We start from the raw sequence: 20,084 nt of genomic DNA on the forward strand, positions 1-20,084 counted from the left end.
TCATGGTCGCATCCTCGTCGGATACCGGGGCCGCCGGGCGGCCGCATGACGAGGACGACCTCCTGCTGGCCCGCGTGGCCGCAGGCGATGCCGCCGCTTTCGGGCGGCTGGTGGACCGCCATGGCGAGCGTGCGCTCGCCGTGGCGACCCGCATGCTCGGCAGCCGTGCCGACGCCGAAGACGCCGTTCAGGATGTCTTCACCCGCCTCTGGGCGGGGGCGGCGGCGCGGTGGCGGCCGGGTGGTGCGCGCTTCGGCACCTGGCTCTGGCGGGCGGTGGCCAATCGCTGCCTGGACCAGCTGCGCCGGCCGCGCATGGGCGAACTCACCGACGCAATCGACCCGCCCGACCCGTCCCCCGGCGCGCTGGAGCGCCTGGAACGGGACCGGGTGCTCCGCCAGGTGACCGATGCGATCGAGACCCTGCCCGAACGGCAACGCATGGCGATCGCCCTGGTCTACGATGCCGGGTTGAGCGGCGCCGAGGCGGCCGAGGCGATGGGGGTCAGCGCCGGGGCGATGGAACAGCTTCTGGTCAGGGCCCGGCGCAGCCTGCGCACCGGGCTCCGGCCACTGATGGACGAAGAAGACGAGGGAGGCGCGTGATGGATATCGACAGCTTCCGGGCGTTGCTGGACGCCCATGGCGGCGATCCGGCGCGCTGGCCCGAAACCGCCCGCGACGATGCCCTGGTGCTGCTGGCGACCGAGCCGGCCGCCCGCGCGGTGCTGGACGAGGCCCGCCGGCTGGACAGCCTGATCCGCGCCGCCGCACCGGGCAGCGCGGGGGGCGGTGCCGGGCGGGATGCGGCGGCCCGCGATACCGCCTTTCTCGACCGGCTGAAGGCGATTCCGGCCGCCCGGCCGCAGATCACCGTGATCGAAGGCGGCCGGGGCATGCCCAGCCCCCAGATGCCCGCCGCCCAGCCGCTGCCATCGAGGATTGCGAGGCCTCTTGAAACCACGCGGCCGGCCAGGACGCGCGCGCGCCAGGGCAGCGGGCACAGCCCCGCCTTCGTCGCCCGGCTGGGTGGTGCCGTCGCCGCGGCCGCCCTGGTGATGGGGCTGCTGATCGGCGGCAATGGCTGGGTCGCGCCCCCGGCGCTGGCGCTGGACGGCGCCGAGGTCGATCTTGCCGCCGTGCTCTATGGCGAACAGGGCAGCCTGGAGGAAGCCCCATGACGCTGACCGGACGCCGGGCCCGCTGGGTGGTGGGCGGGCTGATCGCCAGCCTGGCGCTGAACCTGTTCGTGGCCGGCATCTTCCTGTCGGGCGTGCTGATGCGGCCCGGCGGGCACGACCGCGGCATCCACCGCCTGCTCCACGACCTGCCCGAGCCGCAGCGCGATGCGGTGAAGACGGCCTTCGAGGCCCGCCGGCCCGAGCTTCGGCAGCGGCTGATGGCGCTCAAGGATGCCCGCGGCGAGCTGAAGGCCGTGATCCGCGCCACCCCGATGGCGAGCCCCGAGGCCCTGGAAGAGGCCCTTGCCCGCGTCGCCGCCCGCGACCGCGAGATGCAGGATCTCACCTCCGATCTGATGGTCGAGGGCTGGCGCCGCGCCGCAGCCGCGCCGCGCTGATCCCCATCCGGCCCCCCTACAACGCAACGCGCCCGCTCCGGTTCCCCGGGGCGGGCGCGTTTCGTCGTTTCAGGCGCGGTTCTGGCGGGCGGCACCATCAGGCAGGGCCAGACAGGACGGCGCGGGATGGGACCGGCGACCGATCACTCCGCCGCGGCGGCGGCCCGGGCGGCACGGCCCTCGACGCGCACCAGGTCGGAATAGGCGTGCAGCAGGGTCGAGCAGGCCTCGGCCGGCTTGAAGCTGTAATCGCCGATCTGCCGGACCGGGGTGACTTCAGCGGCCGAACCGGTCAGGAAGCACTCGTCGAACTCGGCCATCTCTTCCGGGCGGATATGGCGCTCGACGATGGTATAGCCCGCCTCGCGCGCCAGACCCATCACCGTGCGGCGGGTGATGCCGTCCAGGAAGCAGTCCGGGGTCGGGGTGTGCAGTTCCTTGCCGCGGCCGAAGAAGATGTTCGCACCGGTCGCCTCGGCGACATAGCCGCGATAATCCAGCATCAGCGCATCGTCGAAGCCACGACCATCCGCCTCGCGGCGGCTCATGGTGCAGATCATGTAAAGGCCGGCGGCCTTGCTCTCGGTCGGCGCGGTGTCGGGCGCCGGACGCTTCCAGCGCGAGATCTCCAGCCGGATGCCCTTCAGCTTCTCTTCGGGCGAGAAGTAGGACGGCCATTCCCAGCAGGCGATGGCCATGTGGACCTTCGAGCCGCGGGTATAGACGCCCATCTGCTCGCTGCCGAGCCAGGCCACCGGGCGGACATAGGCGTCGGAGAGGCCGTTGGCCGCCAGAAGTTCCGCAGTTGCGGTATTCACTTCGGCCGGCGTATACGGCAGCTCGAAGCCGAGCAGTTGTGCCGAACGGGCAAGCCGCTCAGAATGCTCGTTGAGCTTGAAAACCACACCGTCATACGCCCTCTGGCCTTCGAACACGCAGCTCGCATAGTGAAGGCCGTGGTTGAGCACGTGGATGCGTGCCTCGCGCCACGGAGTGAGCTTGCCGTCGAACCAGACCCAGCCGTCGCGGTCGTCGAAGGGGATGAGTGCCATTGTCGCGCGCCTTGGCTAATTTGCGAACAAAAACTGGATGGGATGAGTAACATTCCGTTCCAACTATGTCAACATGGCTGCCGTAATGTCCAATCCGAACGCAAATCCGAATCCGCTCTTCCTCCGCGAGGAGGAGCTGAACCAGGGCATCGAACTGCTGTTCTATGGCTATCGCGACTTCACCGCCGAGCCGGACCGCATCCTGGAAAAGCACGGCCTGGGCCGTGCGCATCACCGGGCGATCTATTTCGTGGGTCGCAATCCCGGGACGACTATTACAGAATTGTTGCGCATCCTGCGCATCACCAAACAGTCCCTGAGCCGTGTTCTGAAGCAGCTGATCGATCAGGGGCTGATCGATCAGCAATCGGGGCTCCGCGATCGTCGGCAGAGACTTCTGTATCTGACCGAGACCGGCAAGGCTCTGGAACGCGAACTCTCGGGAAATCAGCGCAAGCGCATGGCCCGTGCCTATCGTGAGGCCGGCGCCGAAGCGGTCGAAGGGTTTCGCAAGGTGATGCTGGGCGTGATGGACGATCCCGAGCGCGACGGGTTCAACCGGCCATGAGCGATCACGACAGCCGGGGCGGGCCGCCAGAGGCCTGCGGCGCCGGATCGGCTGCCATGCAGCCGGCGCAGGGCGCGACCTCACCTCCCGACCCCGACGCCCCCCATATCCTGGTGGTCGACGACGACCGCCGGCTGTGCGGGCTCATCGCCCGGTTGCTGCGGGAAAGCGGCTTCATGGTCTCCACCGCCCATGACGCCGCCGAGGCCCGCGCCAAGCTCGCCATGCTGACCGTCGATCTGCTGGTGCTGGACGTGATGATGCCGGGCGAAAGCGGGCTGGACCTCACCCAGGCGCTGCGCCGCGACGGCGATCTGCCGATCCTGCTGCTGACCGCCATGGACGGGGCGGAAGATCGCATTGCAGGGCTGGAGACCGGGGCCGACGACTATCTGACCAAGCCGTTCGAGCCGCGCGAGCTGCTGGCCCGGGTGAAATCGATCCTCCGCCGATCGGTGCCGCGGGCGGCGGCGGCCGCACCGGCATTCGCCGGCGGCCTTCAGGGGGTGACGCTGCGTTTCGGCCCCTGGAGCTTCGATCTCGGCCGCCAGGAACTGCGCCGCCATGGGGAGATCGTGCATCTGACCCAGGGTGAGGCCACGCTGCTGGGCGTGCTGGCGGCCGCCCCCAACCACCCGATCAGCCGCGACGAACTGGCCGACCGGGCCCAGATCCGCGGCGGCGATCGGGCGGTGGACGTGCAGATCGTGCGGCTGCGCCGCAAGATCGAAGACGACCCGCGCAATCCGCGCCATATCCACACCCTGCGCGGCGCCGGCTATGCGCTGCGCACCGATGGCTGATCCGCCCCCCGGAGATCCTGCGTGACCCCTGTCGACCGCATCCTGAGGACCATCCTGCCCCGCTCTCTCTACGGGCGGTCCTTTCTGATGATCGTGGCGCCGCTGGTGGTGCTGCTCGGCCTGTCGACCTATCTGTTCTACAATCGCCACTGGGACAACGTCACCCGGCATATGACGCTGGCGGTCGCGGGCGACATCGCGCTGACGGTAGAGGTGCTGCGCAACTATCCCGAGGGCGAGGAACGCGATCGCCTGCTGCGTCTGATCCAGGTCTATACCGATATCCGCTTCGATTTCCGGCCGGGGGAAATCCTGCCCAATACCGGCCGGCGGACGGTGAATACCCTGCTGGAGCGGATGATGACCTCGGCGCTCGACAGCCGGGTCTACCGGCCCTTCGTGCTGGATGCGGTTTCGGACGAGAACTGGGTGATCATCGACGTGCAGCTGCAGGACGGGGTGCTGGGGGTGAAAGTCCCCCGCAAGCGCGTGACCAGCGCCACGACCTACATCTTCATCATGTGGCTGATCGGCATTTCGCTGACCCTGATGATCGTGGCCATGATCTTCCTGCGCAACCAGATGCGATCCCTGCGCCGGCTCGCCTCGGCGGCCGACAATCTGGGCAAGGGCCGCGACGATCTGGCAGGGTTCAAACCCTCGGGCGCGACCGAGGTGCGGCAGGTGGCCCATGCCTTCATCCGCATGCGTGACCGCATTCACCGGCAGGTGAACCAGCGCACCGAGATGCTGGCCGGGGTCAGTCACGACCTGCGCACCCCGCTCACCCGCATGAAGCTGCAGCTGGCCCTGATGCCGCCCTCGCCCGATGTCGCGGAGCTTGAGGCGGATGTCGAAGAGATGACCCGCATGGTCGAGGGCTATCTGGCCTTCGCCCGCGGCGAGGGCGCCGAAGAGCCGGCGGTGCTGGCCGATCTGGCCCAGCTGGTGCAGCAGGTGGTGTTCCGCGCCCGCGGCCTGTCGGACGCGCGGATCGACCTGAAGGGCGCCGATCACGCCATGGTCCTGGTCCGCACCCAGGCCTTCCGCCGCTGCCTGGGCAATGTGATCGACAATGCCATCCGCCATGCCGACCGGGTGGAAGTCACCATCCTGCCCGGGCGCCAGTCGATCCAGGTGCTGATCGATGATGACGGCCCGGGCATTCCGGCCGATCTGCGTGTCGAGGCCTTCCGCCCCTTCCGGCGGCTGGACGACGTGGAGCCCACGGCCGAGGCCGGAACCGGCCTCGCCTCGGGCATCACCGGTGTCGGGCTCGGCCTCGCCATCGCCCGCGACGTGATGCGCGGTCATGGCGGCGATATCCGGCTGGAAGACAGCCCCCTCGGCGGGCTCAGGGTCGTGCTCGACCTGCCGGTCTGATCCTCACTTGCGGACCCAGGTTTCGGTGCCCTTGGACCCCTTGTCCTTATAGCGCCACCAGCGGGTGACGATCGACCCGTCGGGCCGGATGGTGCCGATCGAAATGCTGTTCTTGCCCTCGGCCATCGATGCGAACGAGAAGGTGTCGCCGGTGACCTGGCCGACGCCGGTATAGGCGCCGCCGTCATAGACGATCTCATAGGCGCCCGACGGGGCCTTGGTCACGACCACCTCGCCGGCGCCGTCATAGGCGCTGCCGTCGGTGTCGGTGCCGGTATAGGTGTAGCGGCCGGCGATGGAGCTTTCGGCCCGGGCCGCGGAATACGGGCCGGATGCGGCAAGGGACAGGGCGACCATCATGCCCAAGGCGAGGCTGCGAAGCATGGAAGACCTCGGATGCTGACAAGACCGGCTCTGCGGCCGGCCCGGGACAGTATCCGCGCGGCCCCGGGCGGCTGACGCAGGCCGGCCGCTGGCCGGTAAACCGCGGTTTATGGGTGGTGATGCTCAGCCATATGCCGCGGTCTCGTCCTCGTGCACCACCCGATCACGGCCGCTTTCCTTGGCGGTGTAGAGGCTGCGATCGGCCCGCAGCAGCGCGTCCTCGAAATCATGGCCGGCACGGATCGCGGCGATGCCGATGCTCACCGTCACCGCCGTGCGCTCCAGCCCCGGGATCACCCGGCCGCAATTGGCGACCCCGCGGCGTACCCGCTCGGCGATCTCGTCGGCCCGCCGCCCTTCCGCACCGTGCAGCAGGACCGCGAATTCCTCGCCCCCCAGCCGGGCGGCGATGCCGGCCTCGCCCACCACCGTCCGGATGATCGCCCCCAGCTCCTTCAGCACGGCATCGCCGGTGGCATGGCCGAAATCGTCGTTTACGGCCTTGAAGTGGTCGACATCGATGAACAGGATCGCCCCCTGATCGCGGGCGGCGACCTGTTCCGCCACCAGCCGCCGGGCCTCGGCGAAGAAGGTCCGCCGGTTGAACAGGCCGGTCAGGTCGTCGATCTTCGACAACCGGTCCAGTTCCAGCGCCATCTCGCGCAGTTTGACATTCTGGCCGATGAAGAAGAAACCAAGGGGATAGCCGACGATCAGTACGATGATCGTGGTCAGCACGATGTCCAGCGGCAGGCGATCGAACTCAAAATACCAGTAGAAGAAGGCCGTCAGCAGATCCGCCCCGGCCACCGCGACGCAGATCATCAGCGTCACCTGCCGGAAGACCGACATCGAACTCAGCTTATGGGTCCAGGACCCGGCCTTGATCTGCATGCGCTGCCCCTTCCTCTGCGTCCAGGACATACACCGGACGCGGCATCAGGAAAAGCGCAGAACCGTGACGATGCGACAGGTTCAACTCAGGCGGGCGCCGTCCGGCACGTCATGATCCGGGGCGATCAGGCTGATCCGCCCTTCGGCATCGGCGAAGCCCAGCACCAGCACCTCCGACAGGAAGCGGCCGATCTGCCGGGGCGGGAAGTTCACCACCGCGGCGACCTTGCGGCCGACCAGCGTTTCGGGCGTGTAGAGATGGGTGATCTGGGCCGAACTCCGCTTCTCGCCGATCCCGGGTCCGAAATCGATCCACAGCTTGATCGCCGGCTTGCGGGCCTCGGGATAGGGCTCGGCGCGCAGCACGGTTCCGGCACGGATGTCGACCTTCAGAAAATCGTCGAAGCCGATCTGAGAGGCAGGGCTGGCATCGGTCATGGGGCGGGGCACCTCGGCGGACATCGAAGATGTCGCCATCCTGCCCCGGAACGGCCGAAGGGCGCCACCCCCTTGCGGGAGCGGCGCCCTTCGAAACCTGTCGGTGACCAGACCGGACGGCGATGCGCCCGGCGCCGGATCACTTCACGACGGCGAGGGTCTTCACCTCGTCGACGCTCTCGATGAAGCGCTTGTTGAGGACGTCGAACGCCTCACCCTGCGACTTCGTCGCCAGCTCGGTCAGCTCGCGGGCGTTGGCAACGGCCTTCTCGACCGCGGCCTTCACGACCTCGGCCTGCTTCTCGGCCTTCGCCTCGACGGTGCCCGCGTTCATGACTTCCTGGGTGGCCTTCCAGGCGTCCTCGAACGAGGCGCGGGCAACTTCGGCCTGGCGCTTGGCCAAGGCCTGGAAGCCCTCGGCGATCAGCTTGTTCGCCTGGGCAACCGCTTCGTAGTTGCGGCGGGCGGTGCTCATCATCGCCTCGACGTCGACGGCCGGAACCGCCGGCATCTTGAACTCGCCGAACATCTTGGTGTAGTCGAGGGGATTGATCTTCTCGGCCATTTCAAAACCTCCGTTCGCCTTTGCGACCGATGGCATGGCTTGGCATCAGGTCGCTCGCGGCGCAGCGTCGGGGTTTATGCTGCGCTGCAAAATCCTCAGCCATATATGCGGCATCGGACCCGGAAGGTCAAGGGCGGTTTTTGCATTGCACAAAAATGGCGGCGCGATGACGGGCGCAGGCGACCCCGCTTTGCGGTTGCGTGGAAATCGCCGGGGTCGTCATCCCGCAGCGGGGGTGTCGGCGGCCGGAGAGGCCCCCGCGGACGGCTCGGATCCGGGGCGGAACCCACGCCGCCCGCCGGCCATCCGGCCGGCCATGCGTGACCAGCGCCCGGCCCGGTCGAGCAGGCGGTCCAGCGTCTTCATGGTCTTCGCCCGGTCCTCGCTGTCGTCCTTCAGCCAGGCGCGCAGCGTGGCGAGATAGATCGCCGCCAGCCCCTGACGTCGGGCCAGCCCGGCGATGCCGCGGGATTCGAGCCCGGCCGCGGCGGCCAGCCATCCCATGCTGCGTTGCAGGCGCATCCCCTGCCCGCAGATCAGATCCAGCGCGGGAATGCCGCGGTCGGACCGGTCGGCCAGGCGCTGCATCACCGCCCGGTGCGGCTCCAGCGCATCCAGCCGGGCCATGATCAGCGCCATCAGCCGGTCCTTCACCGGCTGGGCGGCGAAGTCTTCGGGTTCATCCTCGGCCTCGGTCAGCATGGCGCGGTCGATACGGCGCGAGAAGGCATCCAGAATTTCGGAGACGGAGCCGACATGCCCCGACAGTTCGGACAGCGACATCCCCGCCTCTTCGGCGATGCCGGACAGCGTCAGCCCGTCCCAGCCGTCGATGGCGGCACGGGCGAGGGCTGCGTCGATGATCCGGGCCTCGGCGTCCTTGACCTTGGGCATGGGGCGTCCTCCTGGGTTGATGGACGAGGGCGGAACTGCCTCTGTTCAAACATAGTTGATGCGGCGGTCCATACCAGATCGAAAGCCTGTGAGAAATTCGGACCATTCCGGTGCGGATTGGCGTTCCCACCGGACACGGGATATGGAATCCTGTACATTCACGATGTTGCGAAGGCCATGAGAGTCTGGAGGGACGTCATGATCGACCGGCTGACCAGGAATGTCCGTGCCGCGGGTCGCAGCCAGGATCGCGGCGACACCCGCTATTTCTCGGCCGTCCAGCGCCAGCCCCTGCTGACCCGCGAGGAAGAGGCCGATCTGGCCATGCGGGTGAAGGCCGGTGACCGCGAAGCTGCCGATATTCTGGTCCGCAGCCATCTGCGCCTGGTGATCAAGGTCGCCTCGCGCTACCGCAATTACGGCCTGCCGATGAACGAGCTGGTTCAGGAAGGCTCCATCGGGCTGATGCAGGCGGTGGAGCGGTTCGATCCCGAACGCGGGGTCCGGCTCGCCACCTATGCCATGTGGTGGATCAAGGCCGCGATCCAGGACTATATCCTGCGATCCTGGTCGATGGTGCGCATCGGCACCACCGCCGCCCAGAAGGCGCTGTTCTTCAACCTCCGCAAGCTGAAGGCCCGCCTGCGGCGCAGCGACGAAACCCGCGCCTCGGAAAGCCTGGACCCGACCGATGTCGGCCAGATCGCCACCACGCTGGGCGTGCGCGACCGCGACGTGCGGATGATGGAGATGCGGCTCTCGGGCGGCGACCAGTCGCTGAACGCGCCGATGTCGGCCGACAGCGGCGATGAATGGCTGGATCAGCTGGCCGACGACAAGCCCGACCAGGAAGAGCAGCTGGTCGAACGCGATCTGGCCTCGTTCCGCAAGCGCATCGTCCGCGGCGCGCTGGGGGCGCTGAATGCCCGCGAACGGCTGATCATCACCCGCCGTCATCTGGCCGAGGCCTCGGCGACGCTGGATGCGCTGGGCTCGGAACTCGGCATCTCGAAAGAGCGGGTGCGCCAGATCGAAAGCCGGGCGATGCGCAAGCTGGCCGATCTGGTGGAGCCGCAGCTGCGCAAGGCCCTGGGTCGCTCCGGCAGCCCGGCCTGATACGGCCGATCCGACACGGCATCGCAAGAGGGGGCAGCCGCCCCCTCTTCTGCTTTGCGTCCCGGTTACCTCAGCTTTCCGTTCCGGTTACCTCAGGGCCGCAGCGATATTGCCGCCGTCGACCGTGGTGACTGAGCCGGTGGTCTTCTGCGCCAGCGCCAGATCCACGAAAGCCTGGGCGACATCGGCCGCGGTCACCTCGCGCCCCAGCAGATTGCCGCCCATGTAATCCGCCTCGCTGAGGCCGCGAGCCTTCGAGCGCGCGGCCACCATCTCGTCGGTCAGCAGCCCCGACCGCACCCGATCGGCATTCACCGCATTGGCGCGGATGCCGTCGCGGCCGTGGTCGAGCGCATATTGCCGCGACAGGAACAGCGTCGCCGCCTTGGGCAGGCCATAGGGGCCGAAATCCGGGCCCGGATTGACCGCCTGTTTCGAGGCATTGAACAGCAGCTGGCCGCCGAAGCCCTGGGCTTTCATCACCTTCACCGCCGCCTGGGCGGCGCGCTGATGGCCGTAGAAATTCAGCTCGAAGCTCTGGCGCAGCACCGCCTCGTCCACTTCGCCGATCCGGCCCTGCCAGGCGGCGCCGGCATTGCTGACCAGGATGTCGAGCCCGCCGAAGCGCGCCACCACCGCCTCGATCGCGGCAGTCACCGAGGCCGGGTCAGTCACGTCGCAGGCGATGCCGATACCGCCCAGCGGCCTGGCCACCCCGGCTGCCGCTTCGGGGTTCAGATCCAGCACCGCCACCTCGGCACCGGCGGCGGCAAAGGCCCGGGCGGTGGCCGCACCGATCCCCCCTGCCCCGCCGGTGACGGCGACGATCCGGCGCTGCAGCGGCTTCTCGCCGCCCTTGCCCAGCTTCGCCTGTTCCAGCGACCAGTATTCCACATCGAAGAGATCGGCTTCGGAAATGCTCTCGAAGCGGCCGATGCCCTCGGCACCGGTGATCACCTCGATCGCGGCCTCGTAGACATCGGCCGCAATCCGCGCCTCCTTCGACGACTTGCCGAGCGCGAAGATGCCGAGCCCCTTCACCGCCACGATCCGCGGCATGGGGTCGAGCTCGGTCTTGATGCCGCCGAGCCGCGCATTGTTGCGGGCGAAATAGGCATGATAGGCCTCGACATAGCGGCCGAGCGCCGCCTCTGCCGCCGCCCTGAAGCCCGCGAGGTCGTCCGCCCCGGGGGGAGGCAGGATCAGCGGGGCCGGCTTGGTGCGGATCACATGATCCGGCGTCGCGACCCCTGAATTGGCGATGCGGTCCAGATCGACGGCGTTGACGAAGGCCATCACCGCCGGTCCGGCGCGATGTTCCAGAACGAACGGCTTGCGCCCGCCCTCGGCGGCAGGGTCGGCCAGCGCCGTCAGGCCGCGCAGCACCGGCGCCACCGCGGCGACCGGCGCCAGCCCCGCCGGAACGGCCGCCTGGACCAGCGTCCGCCGGCCGCGGGCCAGCCGTTCTTCGGCCATCGACACGAAATCGATCATCAGCTCATAGGCGGTGCGGCCGTCGTCGTCGAAGCTGAAGATGCCGTGCTTCAGCAGCACCATGCCCTTGACGCCCGGCGTCTCGCGCACGATCCGCGCCGCGGTCCTGGCCAGCAGAAAGCCCGGCATGATGTAGGGGATATAGGCGACCCGGTCGCCATACAGCTCGCGGACGATCGCCTCGCCATCCGGCTGATCGGTCAGCGACAGCACCGCATTGGCATGGGTGTGGTCGATGAATTTCTGCGGCAGGAAGGCATGGAGCAGGGTCTCGACCGAGGGGTTGGGGGCGGTCGAGTCCAGCAGGTTCAGCCGCTGGACATTGACCATCTCTTCGTCGGTCAGCGCCTCCAGCCGCTCCAGCCGGCGCAGCGGCTCCAGCCGCACCGCCGGCAGGCCCGCGGGTTCGATCACCCCCATATCCCAGCCGCTGCCCTTCACGCACAGCACGTCCAGCGGATCGCCCAGGATGTCGGTCATCCGGGTCTTGACCGAGGTGTTGCCGCCGCCATGCAGCACCAGTCGCGGATCGGAGCCGAGCAGCCGGGTGGTATAGACCCTGAGCGCCAGATCCTCGTTCACACCCTGATCGACATAGCGGGCGACCATGGCGGCCGCATCGGCATCGGACCAGCGGTTCTGCATCGTCTTCACCTCAGCTTCAATTCGCAGGCAGGCCGGATCGGGTACGCGGTCACTCGGCCGCGGCACGCTCGGGATAAAGGCCGCGCAGCCCCTCGGCCGAAGCGGCACAGACGCCGCGTTCGGTGATCAGCCCGGTGACCAGCCGGCCCGGGGTCACGTCGAAGGCCGGGTTGGCGGCGGGGCTGTCCTCGATCACCGTCACATCGGCGATGCCGCCATCGGGCAGCCGCCCGCGCACCACCGTCACCTCGGTCGCCGACCGTTCCTCGATCGGGATGTCGCGCACGCCGTCGGCGATCCGCCAGTCGATGGTCGGATAGGGCAGCGCCACATAGAACGGCACCCCGTTGTCATGGGCGGCCAGCGCCTTCAGATAGGTGCCGATCTTATTGCAGACATCGCCGTTGGCGGCGACCCGGTCGGTGCCGACGATGCACATGTCGACCCGGCCGTGCTGCATCAGATGCCCGCCGGCATTGTCGGCGATCACGGTATGGGGCACGCCGGCCCAGCGCATCTCCCAGGCGGTCAGATAGGCGCCCTGGCTGCGCGGCCGGGTCTCGTCCACCCAGACATGCACAGGGATCCCGCGGGCATGGGCCAGGAAGATGCCGGCCAGCGCCGTGCCCCAACCCACCGTCGCCAGGAAGCCGGCATTGCAATGGGTCAGGATCTCCACCGGCCGGCTGCGGCCGATCGCCTCGTAACGCGCCTCGATCAGCCGGAAGGCGTTCTCGCCGATCGCCCGGTTGATCGCCACATCTTCGTCAGAAATCTCCCGCGCGCGGGCATAGGCGGCATCGGCCCGCGCCGCTTCCGGCAGCGGCGTCACCCGTTCGCGCAGATCATCCAGCGCCCAGCGCAGGTTGATCGCGGTCGGCCGGGTCGCGAACAGCCGGTCATAGGCGGTGGCGATCATGGCATCCGACGGGTCTTCCGCCAGCGCCAGCGCCATGCCGTAGGCGCCCACCGCACCGATCAGCGGCGCGCCGCGGACCAGCATGTCGCGGATGGCGGTTTCGGCATCGGTCAGGCTGGTCAGCCGGACGTCCACGGTCTCGAAGGGCAGCCGGGTCTGGTCCAGGATGCCGACGGTCCGCCCGTCGGCTTCCAGCCAGACGGTGCGGTGGGTGAAACGGCTCTCGTCCATGGGGCGGGGCTCCGGATCTCTGTGGGCGGATCAGGCGCCGAGCACGCGGCCGGCGACGGCGTCGAGCCGGGCGAGCAGCTCGGGATCGCGCTTCTCGGGCGCGGTGATCAGGGCATGATCGAGCGCCGTGTGGCAGCCGGCGTGGCAGGGCTCGCGGCGGTCGGCCAGCGCGGGCGCCACCTCTTTCACCAGGGCGCGGGCATGATCGGCATTGCCCAGCAGCACCTTCACCACCTGCTCCACCGTCACCTTGTCGTGCTCGGGATGCCAGCAGTCGAAATCGGTCACCATGGCGACGGTCGCGTAGCACAGCTCCGCCTCGCGGGCGAGCTTGGCTTCGGGCATGTTGGTCATGCCGATGACGCTCGCCCCCCAGCTGCGATAGAGCTTCGATTCCGCAAGCGTCGAGAATTGCGGGCCTTCCATGGCGATATACGTGCCGCCGCGGCGGATATCGAGACCGAGCCGCTGGCCCGCCGCCTCCACCGCATCGCCCAGACGCCGGCAGACCGGATGGGCCATGGAGACATGGGCGACGCAGCCTTTGGTGAAGAAGCTCTTCTCACGCGCGAAGGTGCGGTCGATGAAATCGTCGACGATGACGAAGGTGCCGGGCGGCAGATCCTCTTTCAGCGAGCCGACCGCCGAGACCGACAGGATCTCGGTCACGCCCGCCCGCTTCATCGCATCGACATTCGCACGGTAGTTGAGGTCGGACGGCGCATGGACATGGCCGCGGCCATGGCGCGGCAGGAAGACCAGCTGCACATCGCCCAGGCGGCCGAACATCAACTCGTCCGAGGGGGCCCCGAAGGGCGAGGAGATCCGCCGCCAGCCGATATCGGTTAGGCCCGGAATGTCGTAGACGCCGCTGCCGCCGATGATGCCGATCACCGGGCGGCCGTCGCTGCCCAATCCGATGCCTGCGCCCGCTGCACTGGTCGATGCCATGCCCGTCACCCCTCGTCTGGTTCGTCTCGTCATCCGGCCCCGGATCCATCCGCGGGCCCTGCTCTTCCCGGCTGCTCGCATTCTGCGTGGTTCGGCAGGAATTTTCTACCCTGCGTTAAGAACCCGCCATCAGGTTCCCGCGACACGGCGCCCTTTCCTGCACATCCGGAGCGGCACACCCTGGCCGAGCCGTGGCCTGAATGCAACAATCCGAAAAGCGACAGGGGCCCGAAACGCAACGGGGACCTGAAACGCAACGGGGGCCGCCCCTCCGCAAAAGGGCGACCCCCGTTTCGATCCGGTCGGATCAGTCAGGCTGCATCAATGGATGCGGGCCCAGATCCGCCGCTTGGCAACGTAGAACACGATGGTCAGCGCAATCAGGAACAGGATCACCTTGATACCGGTCTGCTTGCGCTCTTCCATCTTCGGCTCGGCAAGCCAGGTCAGGAAGGTCGCGACGTCGTGGGTCATCTGCTCCACGGTCGCCGGCGTGCCGTCGCCATAGGGCACCATGTCGGCCGCCAGCGGCGGCGGCATGCCGATCTGATGGCCCGGGAAGTAGGCGTTGTAATACATGCCGGGCCGCACTTCCATGCCCGCCGGCGGCTCGGTATAGCCGGTCAGCAGCGCATAGATGTAGTGCTCGCCACCCAGACGGGCCTTCGCCATCAGCGACAGGTCCGGCGGATAGGCGCCGCCATTGGAGGCGCGGGCCTGCTTCTCGTTGGCATAGGGGCTGGGCCAGCGATCCGAGGCGACGGCCGGGCGCATGAACATGTCGCCATTGTCGTCCGGGCCGTCCTGGACCTGCTTCTTCGCCGCAATCGCCTTGATCTCGTCCTCGTTGTAGCCGAGGTCGGCAAGGTTGCGGAATGCCAGATACTTGGCCGAGTGGCAGGCCGAGCAGACCTGTTCGAAGACCTGGAAGCCGCGCTGCGCCGCCGCGCGGTCATAGGTACCGAACGGGCCCTCGTGGCTGAACGAGACCTCGGGCAGTTCGACCGCTTCGGCAGCGATCGCGGTGGCCTGGACGCCCATCAGGGCGCCGAGGCCGGCCAGGGTGCTGATCAGGAGCTTACGCATCACGCCTTCTCCATCGCGCGGTCACCGAGCACGGCAGAGGCGATGCTCTCGGGCAGCGGCCGTGGCCGCTCGAACCAGCCGAGCAGCGGCAGCAGCACCACGAAATGCAGGAAGTACCAGGCGGTGGCAATGCGGCCGATGACCACGGCCATGCCTTCCGCCGGCTGCGCACCGGCCCAGCCGAGCGCCAGGACGTCGACCACCAGCAGCAGGTAGAAGACCTTGAACACCGGGCGGAACTTGGCACTGCGCACCCGCGAGGTGTCCAGCCAGGGCAGCAGGAACAGCACGAAGATTGCGGCGAACATCAGCAGCACGCCGCCGAGCTTGCTCGGGACCGAGCGCAGGATCGCGTAGAACGGCAGGAAGTACCATTCGGGCACGATATGCGCCGGCGTGACCAGCGGGTTGGCCGGGATGTAGTTATCCGGCTCGCCGAAGAAGTTCGGTGCGAAGAACAGGAAGACGGCAAAGAAGGTCAGGAACACGCCCAGCCCGAACAGATCCTTGATCGTGTAATACGGGTGGAAGGGAATGACGTCCTTCTTGGTCTTCTTGTCGATGCCCAGCGGGTTATTGGAGCCGTGCGTGTGCAGCGCCGCCAGATGCAGAACCACCACGCCGACGATCACGAAGGGCAGCAGGTAATGCAGGCTGAAGAAGCGGTTCAGCGTGGGGTTGTCGACCGAGAAGCCGCCCCAGAGCCAGGTCACGATGCTCTCACCCACCAATGGTATGGCCGAGAACAGGTTGGTGATCACGGTGGCGCCCCAGAAGCTCATCTGACCCCAGGGGAGCACATAGCCCATGAAAGCGGTCGCCATCATGAGCAGCAGGATGATCACGCCCAGCCACCACAGGATCTCACGCGGGGCCTTGTACGAGCCGTAATACAGACCGCGGAAGATGTGGATGTAGACGATGATGAAGAACATCGACGCGCCGTTGGCATGCGCATAGCGCAGCAGCCAGCCGAAATTCACGTCGCGCATGATGCGCTCGACGCTGTCGAAGGCGAGTGACGTGTGCGCGGTATAGGCCATGGCCAGCACGATGCCGGTCACGATCTGCAGGACCAGCGCGATGCCCGCCAGCGAACCGAAGTTCCACCAGTAATTCAGATTCCGCGGCGCCGGGTACTCGATCAAGTGTTCCCGCGCGAAGGAGATGATCGGCAAACGGTGGTCGATCCAGTTCGACACACGGCTGCCGGTCGAGGGACTGCTCATCGCCTAACCCCAACCCTGTTCTTGGTTTTACCCGATGCGGATGGTGTTGTCGTCCAGGAACGCATATTCCGGAACGGCGAGGTTCGCGGGTGCCGGACCCTTGCGGATGCGGCCCGACGTGTCGTAATGCGAACCATGGCACGGGCAGAACCAGCCGTCGTAATCGCCCTGGTAGCCCAGCGGGACGCAGCCCAGATGGGTGCAGACGCCGACGACCACCAGCCATTCCGGCTTTTCGACGCGATCCGCATCGGGCTGCGGATCGGGCAGGTCGGCCACATTGACCGCCCGGGCCTCCTCGATCTCCTTCTCGGTCCGGTGACGGATGAACACCGGCTTGCCGCGCCAGGTGATGGTCACCGACTGACCGGCCTCGATCTGGGAGATGTTCACTTCAGTGGACGACAACGCCAGAACGTCCGCCGCCGGATTCATGCTGTCGATCAGCGGCCATGCCAGAGCCGCGGCACCCACCGCAGCGCCGCCGCCCGCCAGCAGCATCAGGAAGTCGCGGCGCGTGGCATCGTCACCATGGTCGTGGTGGCCGTCGCCGGATGGCACCGTGTTCGCCATTTCGCAAACCTTTCGTCGCTCTCACACCTTATCGGGCGTAAAGCCTCGGTCTCGCCTGCGGTCGCACGGGATCCGGCCGAACACCGCTCACTCCGTCCCCGCCGTTTCCCCGTTCCCGGGGATCCGCCGATATACACGGATACTGTCCGCGGCACCCGGACTGGTGGATGCGTCAGGTTGTCGCACCACCATAGGGTGGCCTTGCGAAGCCCCGACGTCGTTCCTTTTCCTCCCGTCGATCACGGCCACTCGTCCAACGCCCGAAGCGAGGCACCACCTCTTGCCCGAACGGGTCGGATTACTGCCGTGTCGCAAAGGGGTATACCGAAAAAACGCCCTCTTTGCAAAGGATGCCCCCCTGGGCATGTTACAGACGCCTACGCGATCCGTCGCCCGTCATCGGTGTCCCGCCCAGATATTTTTCCGCCGACCGCGGCAAGAGAGACACGTCTCCTTCACCCGGAGCCCGCCATGCGCCTCGCCCTGTACGAACCGGACATCCCCGGAAATGCCGGAACCTGCATAAGGCTGTGCGCGTGCCTGGGCATCGGCATCGACATCATCGAGCCCTGCGGTTTCATTCTGTCGGATGCGCGTATGAAGCGGGCGGGGATGGATTATGCCCTGCGTGCGACGATCCGTCGCCATGCCGACTGGGCCGGTTTCGTCGCGGCACGCAGCGCCGAGGCCCCGGAAGGCCGCCTGGTGCTGGCCACCACCCGCGGCGCGGTGCCGCATACCGATTTCGCCTTCCGGCCCGACGACGTGCTGCTGATGGGCAGCGAAACCGCCGGCGTGCCCGATGCCGTGCACGACGCGGTCGATGCCCGGGTGCGGATCGCGATGGTGCCCGGCATGCGATCGCTGAATGTCGCCGTGGCCGCATCCATGATATTGGGAGAGGCACTGCGCCAGACCGGCGGCTTTCCCGCGGCGCTCACCTCTTCCGAGCCGGGCTCTTCGCAGTCCCCCGCCCTCCAGCCAGTCCTCCCCGAGGAGACCAGCCGATGAGTTTCGACGCCCGCGCCGTGCTCGACGCCCGCGCCCGCACCAGCCCGCCCGAGGATCCGGAGGTCGCGGCCGAACGCCGCCAGGCCGCATCGGGCTGGTTCCGCGAGCTGCGCGACCGGCTCTGCGCGGCGTTCGAGGCGATCGAGGATGATTATGCCGGGCCGATGAACCCGGATCTCGCCCCCGGCCGGTTCGAGCGCACGGCATGGGAACGGCCGGGCGGCGGTGGCGGCGAGATGTCCGTCATGCGCGGCCGGGTGTTCGAAAAGGTCGGCGTGAACATCTCGGTCGTCCATGGCGGCTTCTCGCCGGAATTCGCGAAGCAGATCCCCGGCGCCGACCGAGACCCGGCCCCCGGCGGTGCCGATGGCGCCGGCGCGCAGTTCTGGGCTGCGGGGGTGTCGCTGGTGGCGCATATGTGGTCGCCGCATGTGCCGGCCGCCCATATGAACACCCGCCATATCCGCACCACGCTCGGCTGGTTCGGCGGCGGCGGCGACCTGACCCCGATCACCCCGCACGCCCCCGACACGGCGCGCTTCCACGGGGCGTTCAAGGCCGCCTGCGACGCCCATGACGCCGATTACTATCCGCGCTTCAAGGCCTGGTGCGACGACTATTTCTTCCTGCCCCATCGCGGCGAGACCCGTGGCGTGGGCGGCATTTTCTACGACTATCTGGACAGCGGCGACTGGGCGCGCGACTTCGCCTTCACCCGCGATGTCGGGCTCGCCTTCCTGGATGCCTATCCTGCGATCATCCGGGCCCATATGAACCGGTCCTGGACCGAGGCCGAGCGCGACTATCAGCTGATCCGCCGCGGCCGCTATGCCGAATTCAACCTGCTCTACGACCGGGGCACCCAGTTCGGCCTGAAGACCGGCGGCAACACCGAGGCGATCCTGATGTCCATGCCGCCGCATGCGAAGTGGCCCTGAGCCGCGGGGCCGTCTGCTCAGCTTTCAGCCCCGCGCCTGACCGCCCAGACCGCCAGCACGACCAGTGCGGCGGCGCCCGCCACCATGGGCAGGCCGTGCATCGACAGCATTTCGGTGGCGAGGCCGGCGGCGGCCGGGCCGGCGAAACCGCCCAGCGTGTAGCAGAAGGCGATCGCGGTCATGGCCGCACTCATCCGCATCTCGTCGACCCGCGCGCCCGCCTCGATCACCGCCAGCGTGTTCAGCCCGCCGACCGCGCCCCCCCACAGGAAGGCGATCAGCCAGGGCAGGATCGCGTCATCGGCCAGCGGCAGCAGGATCGCCCCCAGGATGACGGCGGTCGCCGCCAGCGCCTGGGCCCGGTCGAAGCCCAGCCGGTCGGCGATGGCGCCGAGCGGGATCTGCAGGATGGTGCCGCCGGCGCCGAAGGCGGTGGCGAAGAGCGGGGCCGCCACCGCCCCCATGCCGGCCGCCGCGGCGTAAAGCGGCAGGAAGGCGATGGAGGCGGTCTCGGCCACGCCGCAGGCGAAGGCTGCGGTCAAGGCCACCGGCAGCAGCCGCACCAGCCCCCAGCCCGATCGCCGGCCGGCGCCGTCGCGGACGGGCGCAACGCCCGGCCGGCCGTCGAAGCCCAGCCGTTTCAGCACCACCAGCGGCGGGATCGCCGCCGCCATCACCGCGGCCGCCGCCAGGAAAGGCAGGCTGCCCTGATGGCCCGTCAGCGCCACCAGCCCGGGGCCGAGCGCGATGCCCAGGCCCATCAGGGTTTCATGGGTGCCGATGGCACGACCGCGGATCGCCTCTGGCGCGATGCGCACGATCCAGGTGTCGCAGGCGATCCAGCGCAGGATCAGCCCGATACCGGCAAGCGCGTTCAACCCCGCCAGGGCGATCGGATCTTCCACCACCGCCATGCCGCCGAGCGCCGCGATCCCCACGATCAGCGCCAGGGCCACCGTTCCCGCCAGCCCCAGCCGGGCGATGATCGCCGGCACGAAGCGCGAGACCAGCAGGATCATCGCCCAGGGGGCCGCCGCCACCAGGCCGATGGTGCCGGCATCGACGCCGCGCCCGTCGAGCATCAGCGCCAGCAACGGAGCGGTCGCCCCGATCTGGACGATCTGGGCAAGCCCTGACAGCAGGTTGACCGCCACAAGCCCGACCATGACCCGGGGCTGCTTGCGATCGTCGTCGCGGGACACGGCCGCCGGCCGGTCGGAATTGGTCGAGGAGGCGGTCATCGGGAAGAGACCTCGGAGGGCGCGGTTCGGGAGGAAACGATCCTGCAGCTGAAACGATTATCACGGCATCGTCGTCAACTTATAATTATGA

The 20,084-nt window shown here is 68.1% G+C and carries 22 protein-coding genes; 9 read left to right on the forward strand and 13 right to left on the reverse strand.

Annotated features, from left to right (window positions below):
- Positions 1-2 precede the first annotated feature (2 nt).
- From WI697_RS22785 to WI697_RS22795, 3 genes are read left to right on the forward strand one after another with little or no spacing between them, the layout of a single operon-like run.
- Positions 3-605: a sigma-70 family RNA polymerase sigma factor gene (locus tag WI697_RS22785; RefSeq protein WP_062761466.1), complete on the forward strand. Its 603-nt coding sequence runs from the start codon at positions 3-5 to the stop codon at positions 603-605.
- Complete coding sequence (locus tag WI697_RS22790; protein ID WP_345960028.1) at positions 605-1,180, forward strand: hypothetical protein; 576 nt, start codon at positions 605-607, stop codon at positions 1,178-1,180. Before WI697_RS22785 ends, WI697_RS22790 begins: the two co-directional genes overlap by 1 nt.
- The gene (locus WI697_RS22795) at positions 1,177-1,578 is read left to right on the forward strand and encodes a periplasmic heavy metal sensor (protein WP_345960029.1); all 402 of its coding nucleotides are present in this window, start codon (positions 1,177-1,179) and stop codon (positions 1,576-1,578) included. The genes WI697_RS22790 and WI697_RS22795 overlap by 4 nt, the downstream gene beginning before the upstream one ends.
- Positions 1,579-1,721: 143 nt before the next feature.
- Here WI697_RS22795 and WI697_RS22800 read toward each other — a convergent pair whose 3' ends face one another.
- Positions 1,722-2,630 (reverse strand): branched-chain amino acid aminotransferase, encoded by a 909-nt coding sequence (locus tag WI697_RS22800; protein WP_345960030.1) that lies wholly within the window; start codon positions 2,628-2,630, stop codon positions 1,722-1,724.
- 85 nt (positions 2,631-2,715) lie between these two features.
- Between WI697_RS22800 and WI697_RS22805 the strand changes: the two genes are divergently transcribed.
- Genes WI697_RS22805 through WI697_RS22815 form a run of 3 tightly spaced genes read left to right on the forward strand, consistent with a single transcriptional unit; the run spans position 2,716 to position 5,384 of the window.
- Entirely contained in the window at positions 2,716-3,198 is a 483-nt protein-coding gene (locus WI697_RS22805; RefSeq protein ID WP_014747739.1) for a MarR family winged helix-turn-helix transcriptional regulator, read from the forward strand.
- Positions 3,199-3,254: 56 nt separating this feature from the next.
- Positions 3,255-4,001 (forward strand): response regulator transcription factor, encoded by a 747-nt coding sequence (locus tag WI697_RS22810; protein ID WP_345960044.1) that lies wholly within the window; start codon positions 3,255-3,257, stop codon positions 3,999-4,001.
- Between the two features lie 21 nt (positions 4,002-4,022).
- Entirely contained in the window at positions 4,023-5,384 is a 1,362-nt protein-coding gene (locus WI697_RS22815; protein ID WP_062761458.1) for an ATP-binding protein, read from the forward strand.
- Positions 5,385-5,387: 3 nt separating this feature from the next.
- On the opposite strand, the gene WI697_RS22820 is transcribed toward WI697_RS22815, so the two are convergent.
- The 5 genes from WI697_RS22820 to WI697_RS22840 form a co-directional block, all read right to left on the reverse strand.
- Positions 5,388-5,768, reverse strand: a complete 381-nt coding sequence (locus tag WI697_RS22820; RefSeq protein ID WP_062761459.1) for a hypothetical protein — start codon at positions 5,766-5,768, stop codon at positions 5,388-5,390.
- 123 nt (positions 5,769-5,891) lie between these two features.
- Positions 5,892-6,662, reverse strand: a complete 771-nt coding sequence (locus WI697_RS22825) for a GGDEF domain-containing protein (protein WP_062761460.1) — start codon at positions 6,660-6,662, stop codon at positions 5,892-5,894.
- An 81-nt stretch (positions 6,663-6,743) separates the two neighbouring features.
- Positions 6,744-7,100: a tRNA-binding protein gene (locus WI697_RS22830; RefSeq protein WP_062761467.1), complete on the reverse strand. Its 357-nt coding sequence runs from the start codon at positions 7,098-7,100 to the stop codon at positions 6,744-6,746.
- 139 nt (positions 7,101-7,239) lie between these two features.
- Positions 7,240-7,665 carry a phasin family protein gene (locus tag WI697_RS22835; RefSeq protein WP_014747745.1) on the reverse strand — a complete coding sequence of 142 codons (426 nt, stop codon included), beginning with the start codon at positions 7,663-7,665 and terminating at the stop codon, positions 7,240-7,242.
- A 219-nt stretch (positions 7,666-7,884) separates the two neighbouring features.
- On the reverse strand, positions 7,885-8,559 hold the full coding sequence (locus WI697_RS22840) for a hypothetical protein (RefSeq protein ID WP_345960031.1): 675 nt from the start codon (positions 8,557-8,559) through the stop codon (positions 7,885-7,887).
- 198 nt (positions 8,560-8,757) lie between these two features.
- Between WI697_RS22840 and WI697_RS22845 the strand changes: the two genes are divergently transcribed.
- Positions 8,758-9,675 (forward strand): RNA polymerase factor sigma-32, encoded by a 918-nt coding sequence (locus tag WI697_RS22845; RefSeq protein ID WP_062761462.1) that lies wholly within the window; start codon positions 8,758-8,760, stop codon positions 9,673-9,675.
- Positions 9,676-9,762: 87 nt separating this feature from the next.
- Here the strand turns inward: WI697_RS22845 and WI697_RS22850 are convergent, their stop codons facing one another.
- The 6 genes from WI697_RS22850 to petA form a co-directional block, all read right to left on the reverse strand.
- A complete protein-coding gene (locus WI697_RS22850) occupies positions 9,763-11,814 on the reverse strand; it encodes a bifunctional aldolase/short-chain dehydrogenase (RefSeq protein ID WP_345960045.1) in 2,052 nt (683 codons plus the stop codon).
- A 49-nt stretch (positions 11,815-11,863) separates the two neighbouring features.
- A complete protein-coding gene (gene mtnA, locus WI697_RS22855) occupies positions 11,864-12,964 on the reverse strand; it encodes an S-methyl-5-thioribose-1-phosphate isomerase (RefSeq protein ID WP_296720921.1) in 1,101 nt (366 codons plus the stop codon).
- A 30-nt stretch (positions 12,965-12,994) separates the two neighbouring features.
- Positions 12,995-13,915 carry an S-methyl-5'-thioadenosine phosphorylase gene (locus WI697_RS22860; RefSeq protein ID WP_014747750.1) on the reverse strand — a complete coding sequence of 307 codons (921 nt, stop codon included), beginning with the start codon at positions 13,913-13,915 and terminating at the stop codon, positions 12,995-12,997.
- Between the two features lie 321 nt (positions 13,916-14,236).
- Positions 14,237-15,001 (reverse strand): cytochrome c1, encoded by a 765-nt coding sequence (locus WI697_RS22865; protein ID WP_345960032.1) that lies wholly within the window; start codon positions 14,999-15,001, stop codon positions 14,237-14,239.
- Positions 15,001-16,230: a cytochrome b gene (locus tag WI697_RS22870; RefSeq protein ID WP_345960033.1), complete on the reverse strand. Its 1,230-nt coding sequence runs from the start codon at positions 16,228-16,230 to the stop codon at positions 15,001-15,003. Before WI697_RS22870 ends, WI697_RS22865 begins: the two co-directional genes overlap by 1 nt.
- Before the next feature lie 27 nt (positions 16,231-16,257).
- Positions 16,258-16,803: a ubiquinol-cytochrome c reductase iron-sulfur subunit gene (petA, locus tag WI697_RS22875; RefSeq protein ID WP_062764546.1), complete on the reverse strand. Its 546-nt coding sequence runs from the start codon at positions 16,801-16,803 to the stop codon at positions 16,258-16,260.
- A gap of 471 nt (positions 16,804-17,274) precedes the next feature.
- Here petA and WI697_RS22880 point away from each other — a divergent pair, with 471 nt between their 5' ends.
- Together WI697_RS22880 and hemF are read left to right on the forward strand one after the other, a co-directional pair.
- A complete protein-coding gene (locus WI697_RS22880) occupies positions 17,275-17,814 on the forward strand; it encodes a tRNA (cytidine(34)-2'-O)-methyltransferase (RefSeq protein ID WP_062764549.1) in 540 nt (179 codons plus the stop codon).
- The gene (gene hemF, locus WI697_RS22885) at positions 17,811-18,752 is read left to right on the forward strand and encodes an oxygen-dependent coproporphyrinogen oxidase (RefSeq protein ID WP_014747755.1); all 942 of its coding nucleotides are present in this window, start codon (positions 17,811-17,813) and stop codon (positions 18,750-18,752) included. The genes WI697_RS22880 and hemF overlap by 4 nt, the downstream gene beginning before the upstream one ends.
- A 17-nt stretch (positions 18,753-18,769) precedes the next feature.
- Here hemF and WI697_RS22890 read toward each other — a convergent pair whose 3' ends face one another.
- Positions 18,770-19,993, reverse strand: coding sequence for an MFS transporter (locus WI697_RS22890; RefSeq protein ID WP_345960034.1), 1,224 nt, complete (start codon positions 19,991-19,993; stop codon positions 18,770-18,772).
- Positions 19,994-20,084 lie beyond the last annotated feature (91 nt).

The sequence above is a fragment of the Tistrella mobilis genome, from assembly GCF_039634785.1.
Classification (GTDB): Bacteria; Pseudomonadota; Alphaproteobacteria; order Tistrellales; family Tistrellaceae; genus Tistrella; species Tistrella mobilis.

What these genes read in the sequence shown, in the direction of transcription:
- hemF (WP_014747755.1), top strand. Translation starts at nt 17,811, where the DNA reads ATGAGTTTCGACGCCCGCGCCGTGCTCGACGCCCGCGCCCGCACCAGC.
- WI697_RS22830 (WP_062761467.1), bottom strand. Translation starts at nt 7,100, where the DNA reads ATGACCGATGCCAGCCCTGCCTCTCAGATCGGCTTCGACGATTTTCTG.
- WI697_RS22805 (WP_014747739.1), top strand. Translation starts at nt 2,716, where the DNA reads ATGTCCAATCCGAACGCAAATCCGAATCCGCTCTTCCTCCGCGAGGAG.
- WI697_RS22880 (WP_062764549.1), top strand. Translation starts at nt 17,275, where the DNA reads ATGCGCCTCGCCCTGTACGAACCGGACATCCCCGGAAATGCCGGAACC.
- WI697_RS22820 (WP_062761459.1), bottom strand. Translation starts at nt 5,768, where the DNA reads ATGCTTCGCAGCCTCGCCTTGGGCATGATGGTCGCCCTGTCCCTTGCC.
- WI697_RS22795 (WP_345960029.1), top strand. Translation starts at nt 1,177, where the DNA reads ATGACGCTGACCGGACGCCGGGCCCGCTGGGTGGTGGGCGGGCTGATC.
- WI697_RS22860 (WP_014747750.1), bottom strand. Translation starts at nt 13,915, where the DNA reads ATGGCATCGACCAGTGCAGCGGGCGCAGGCATCGGATTGGGCAGCGAC.
- WI697_RS22845 (WP_062761462.1), top strand. Translation starts at nt 8,758, where the DNA reads ATGATCGACCGGCTGACCAGGAATGTCCGTGCCGCGGGTCGCAGCCAG.
- WI697_RS22835 (WP_014747745.1), bottom strand. Translation starts at nt 7,665, where the DNA reads ATGGCCGAGAAGATCAATCCCCTCGACTACACCAAGATGTTCGGCGAG.
- mtnA (WP_296720921.1), bottom strand. Translation starts at nt 12,964, where the DNA reads ATGGACGAGAGCCGTTTCACCCACCGCACCGTCTGGCTGGAAGCCGAC.
- WI697_RS22790 (WP_345960028.1), top strand. Translation starts at nt 605, where the DNA reads ATGGATATCGACAGCTTCCGGGCGTTGCTGGACGCCCATGGCGGCGAT.
- WI697_RS22825 (WP_062761460.1), bottom strand. Translation starts at nt 6,662, where the DNA reads ATGCAGATCAAGGCCGGGTCCTGGACCCATAAGCTGAGTTCGATGTCG.
- petA (WP_062764546.1), bottom strand. Translation starts at nt 16,803, where the DNA reads ATGGCGAACACGGTGCCATCCGGCGACGGCCACCACGACCATGGTGAC.
- WI697_RS22890 (WP_345960034.1), bottom strand. Translation starts at nt 19,993, where the DNA reads ATGACCGCCTCCTCGACCAATTCCGACCGGCCGGCGGCCGTGTCCCGC.
- WI697_RS22810 (WP_345960044.1), top strand. Translation starts at nt 3,255, where the DNA reads ATGCAGCCGGCGCAGGGCGCGACCTCACCTCCCGACCCCGACGCCCCC.
- WI697_RS22850 (WP_345960045.1), bottom strand. Translation starts at nt 11,814, where the DNA reads ATGCAGAACCGCTGGTCCGATGCCGATGCGGCCGCCATGGTCGCCCGC.
- WI697_RS22840 (WP_345960031.1), bottom strand. Translation starts at nt 8,559, where the DNA reads ATGCCCAAGGTCAAGGACGCCGAGGCCCGGATCATCGACGCAGCCCTC.
- WI697_RS22865 (WP_345960032.1), bottom strand. Translation starts at nt 15,001, where the DNA reads ATGCGTAAGCTCCTGATCAGCACCCTGGCCGGCCTCGGCGCCCTGATG.
- WI697_RS22800 (WP_345960030.1), bottom strand. Translation starts at nt 2,630, where the DNA reads ATGGCACTCATCCCCTTCGACGACCGCGACGGCTGGGTCTGGTTCGAC.
- WI697_RS22870 (WP_345960033.1), bottom strand. Translation starts at nt 16,230, where the DNA reads ATGAGCAGTCCCTCGACCGGCAGCCGTGTGTCGAACTGGATCGACCAC.
- WI697_RS22785 (WP_062761466.1), top strand. Translation starts at nt 3, where the DNA reads ATGGTCGCATCCTCGTCGGATACCGGGGCCGCCGGGCGGCCGCATGAC.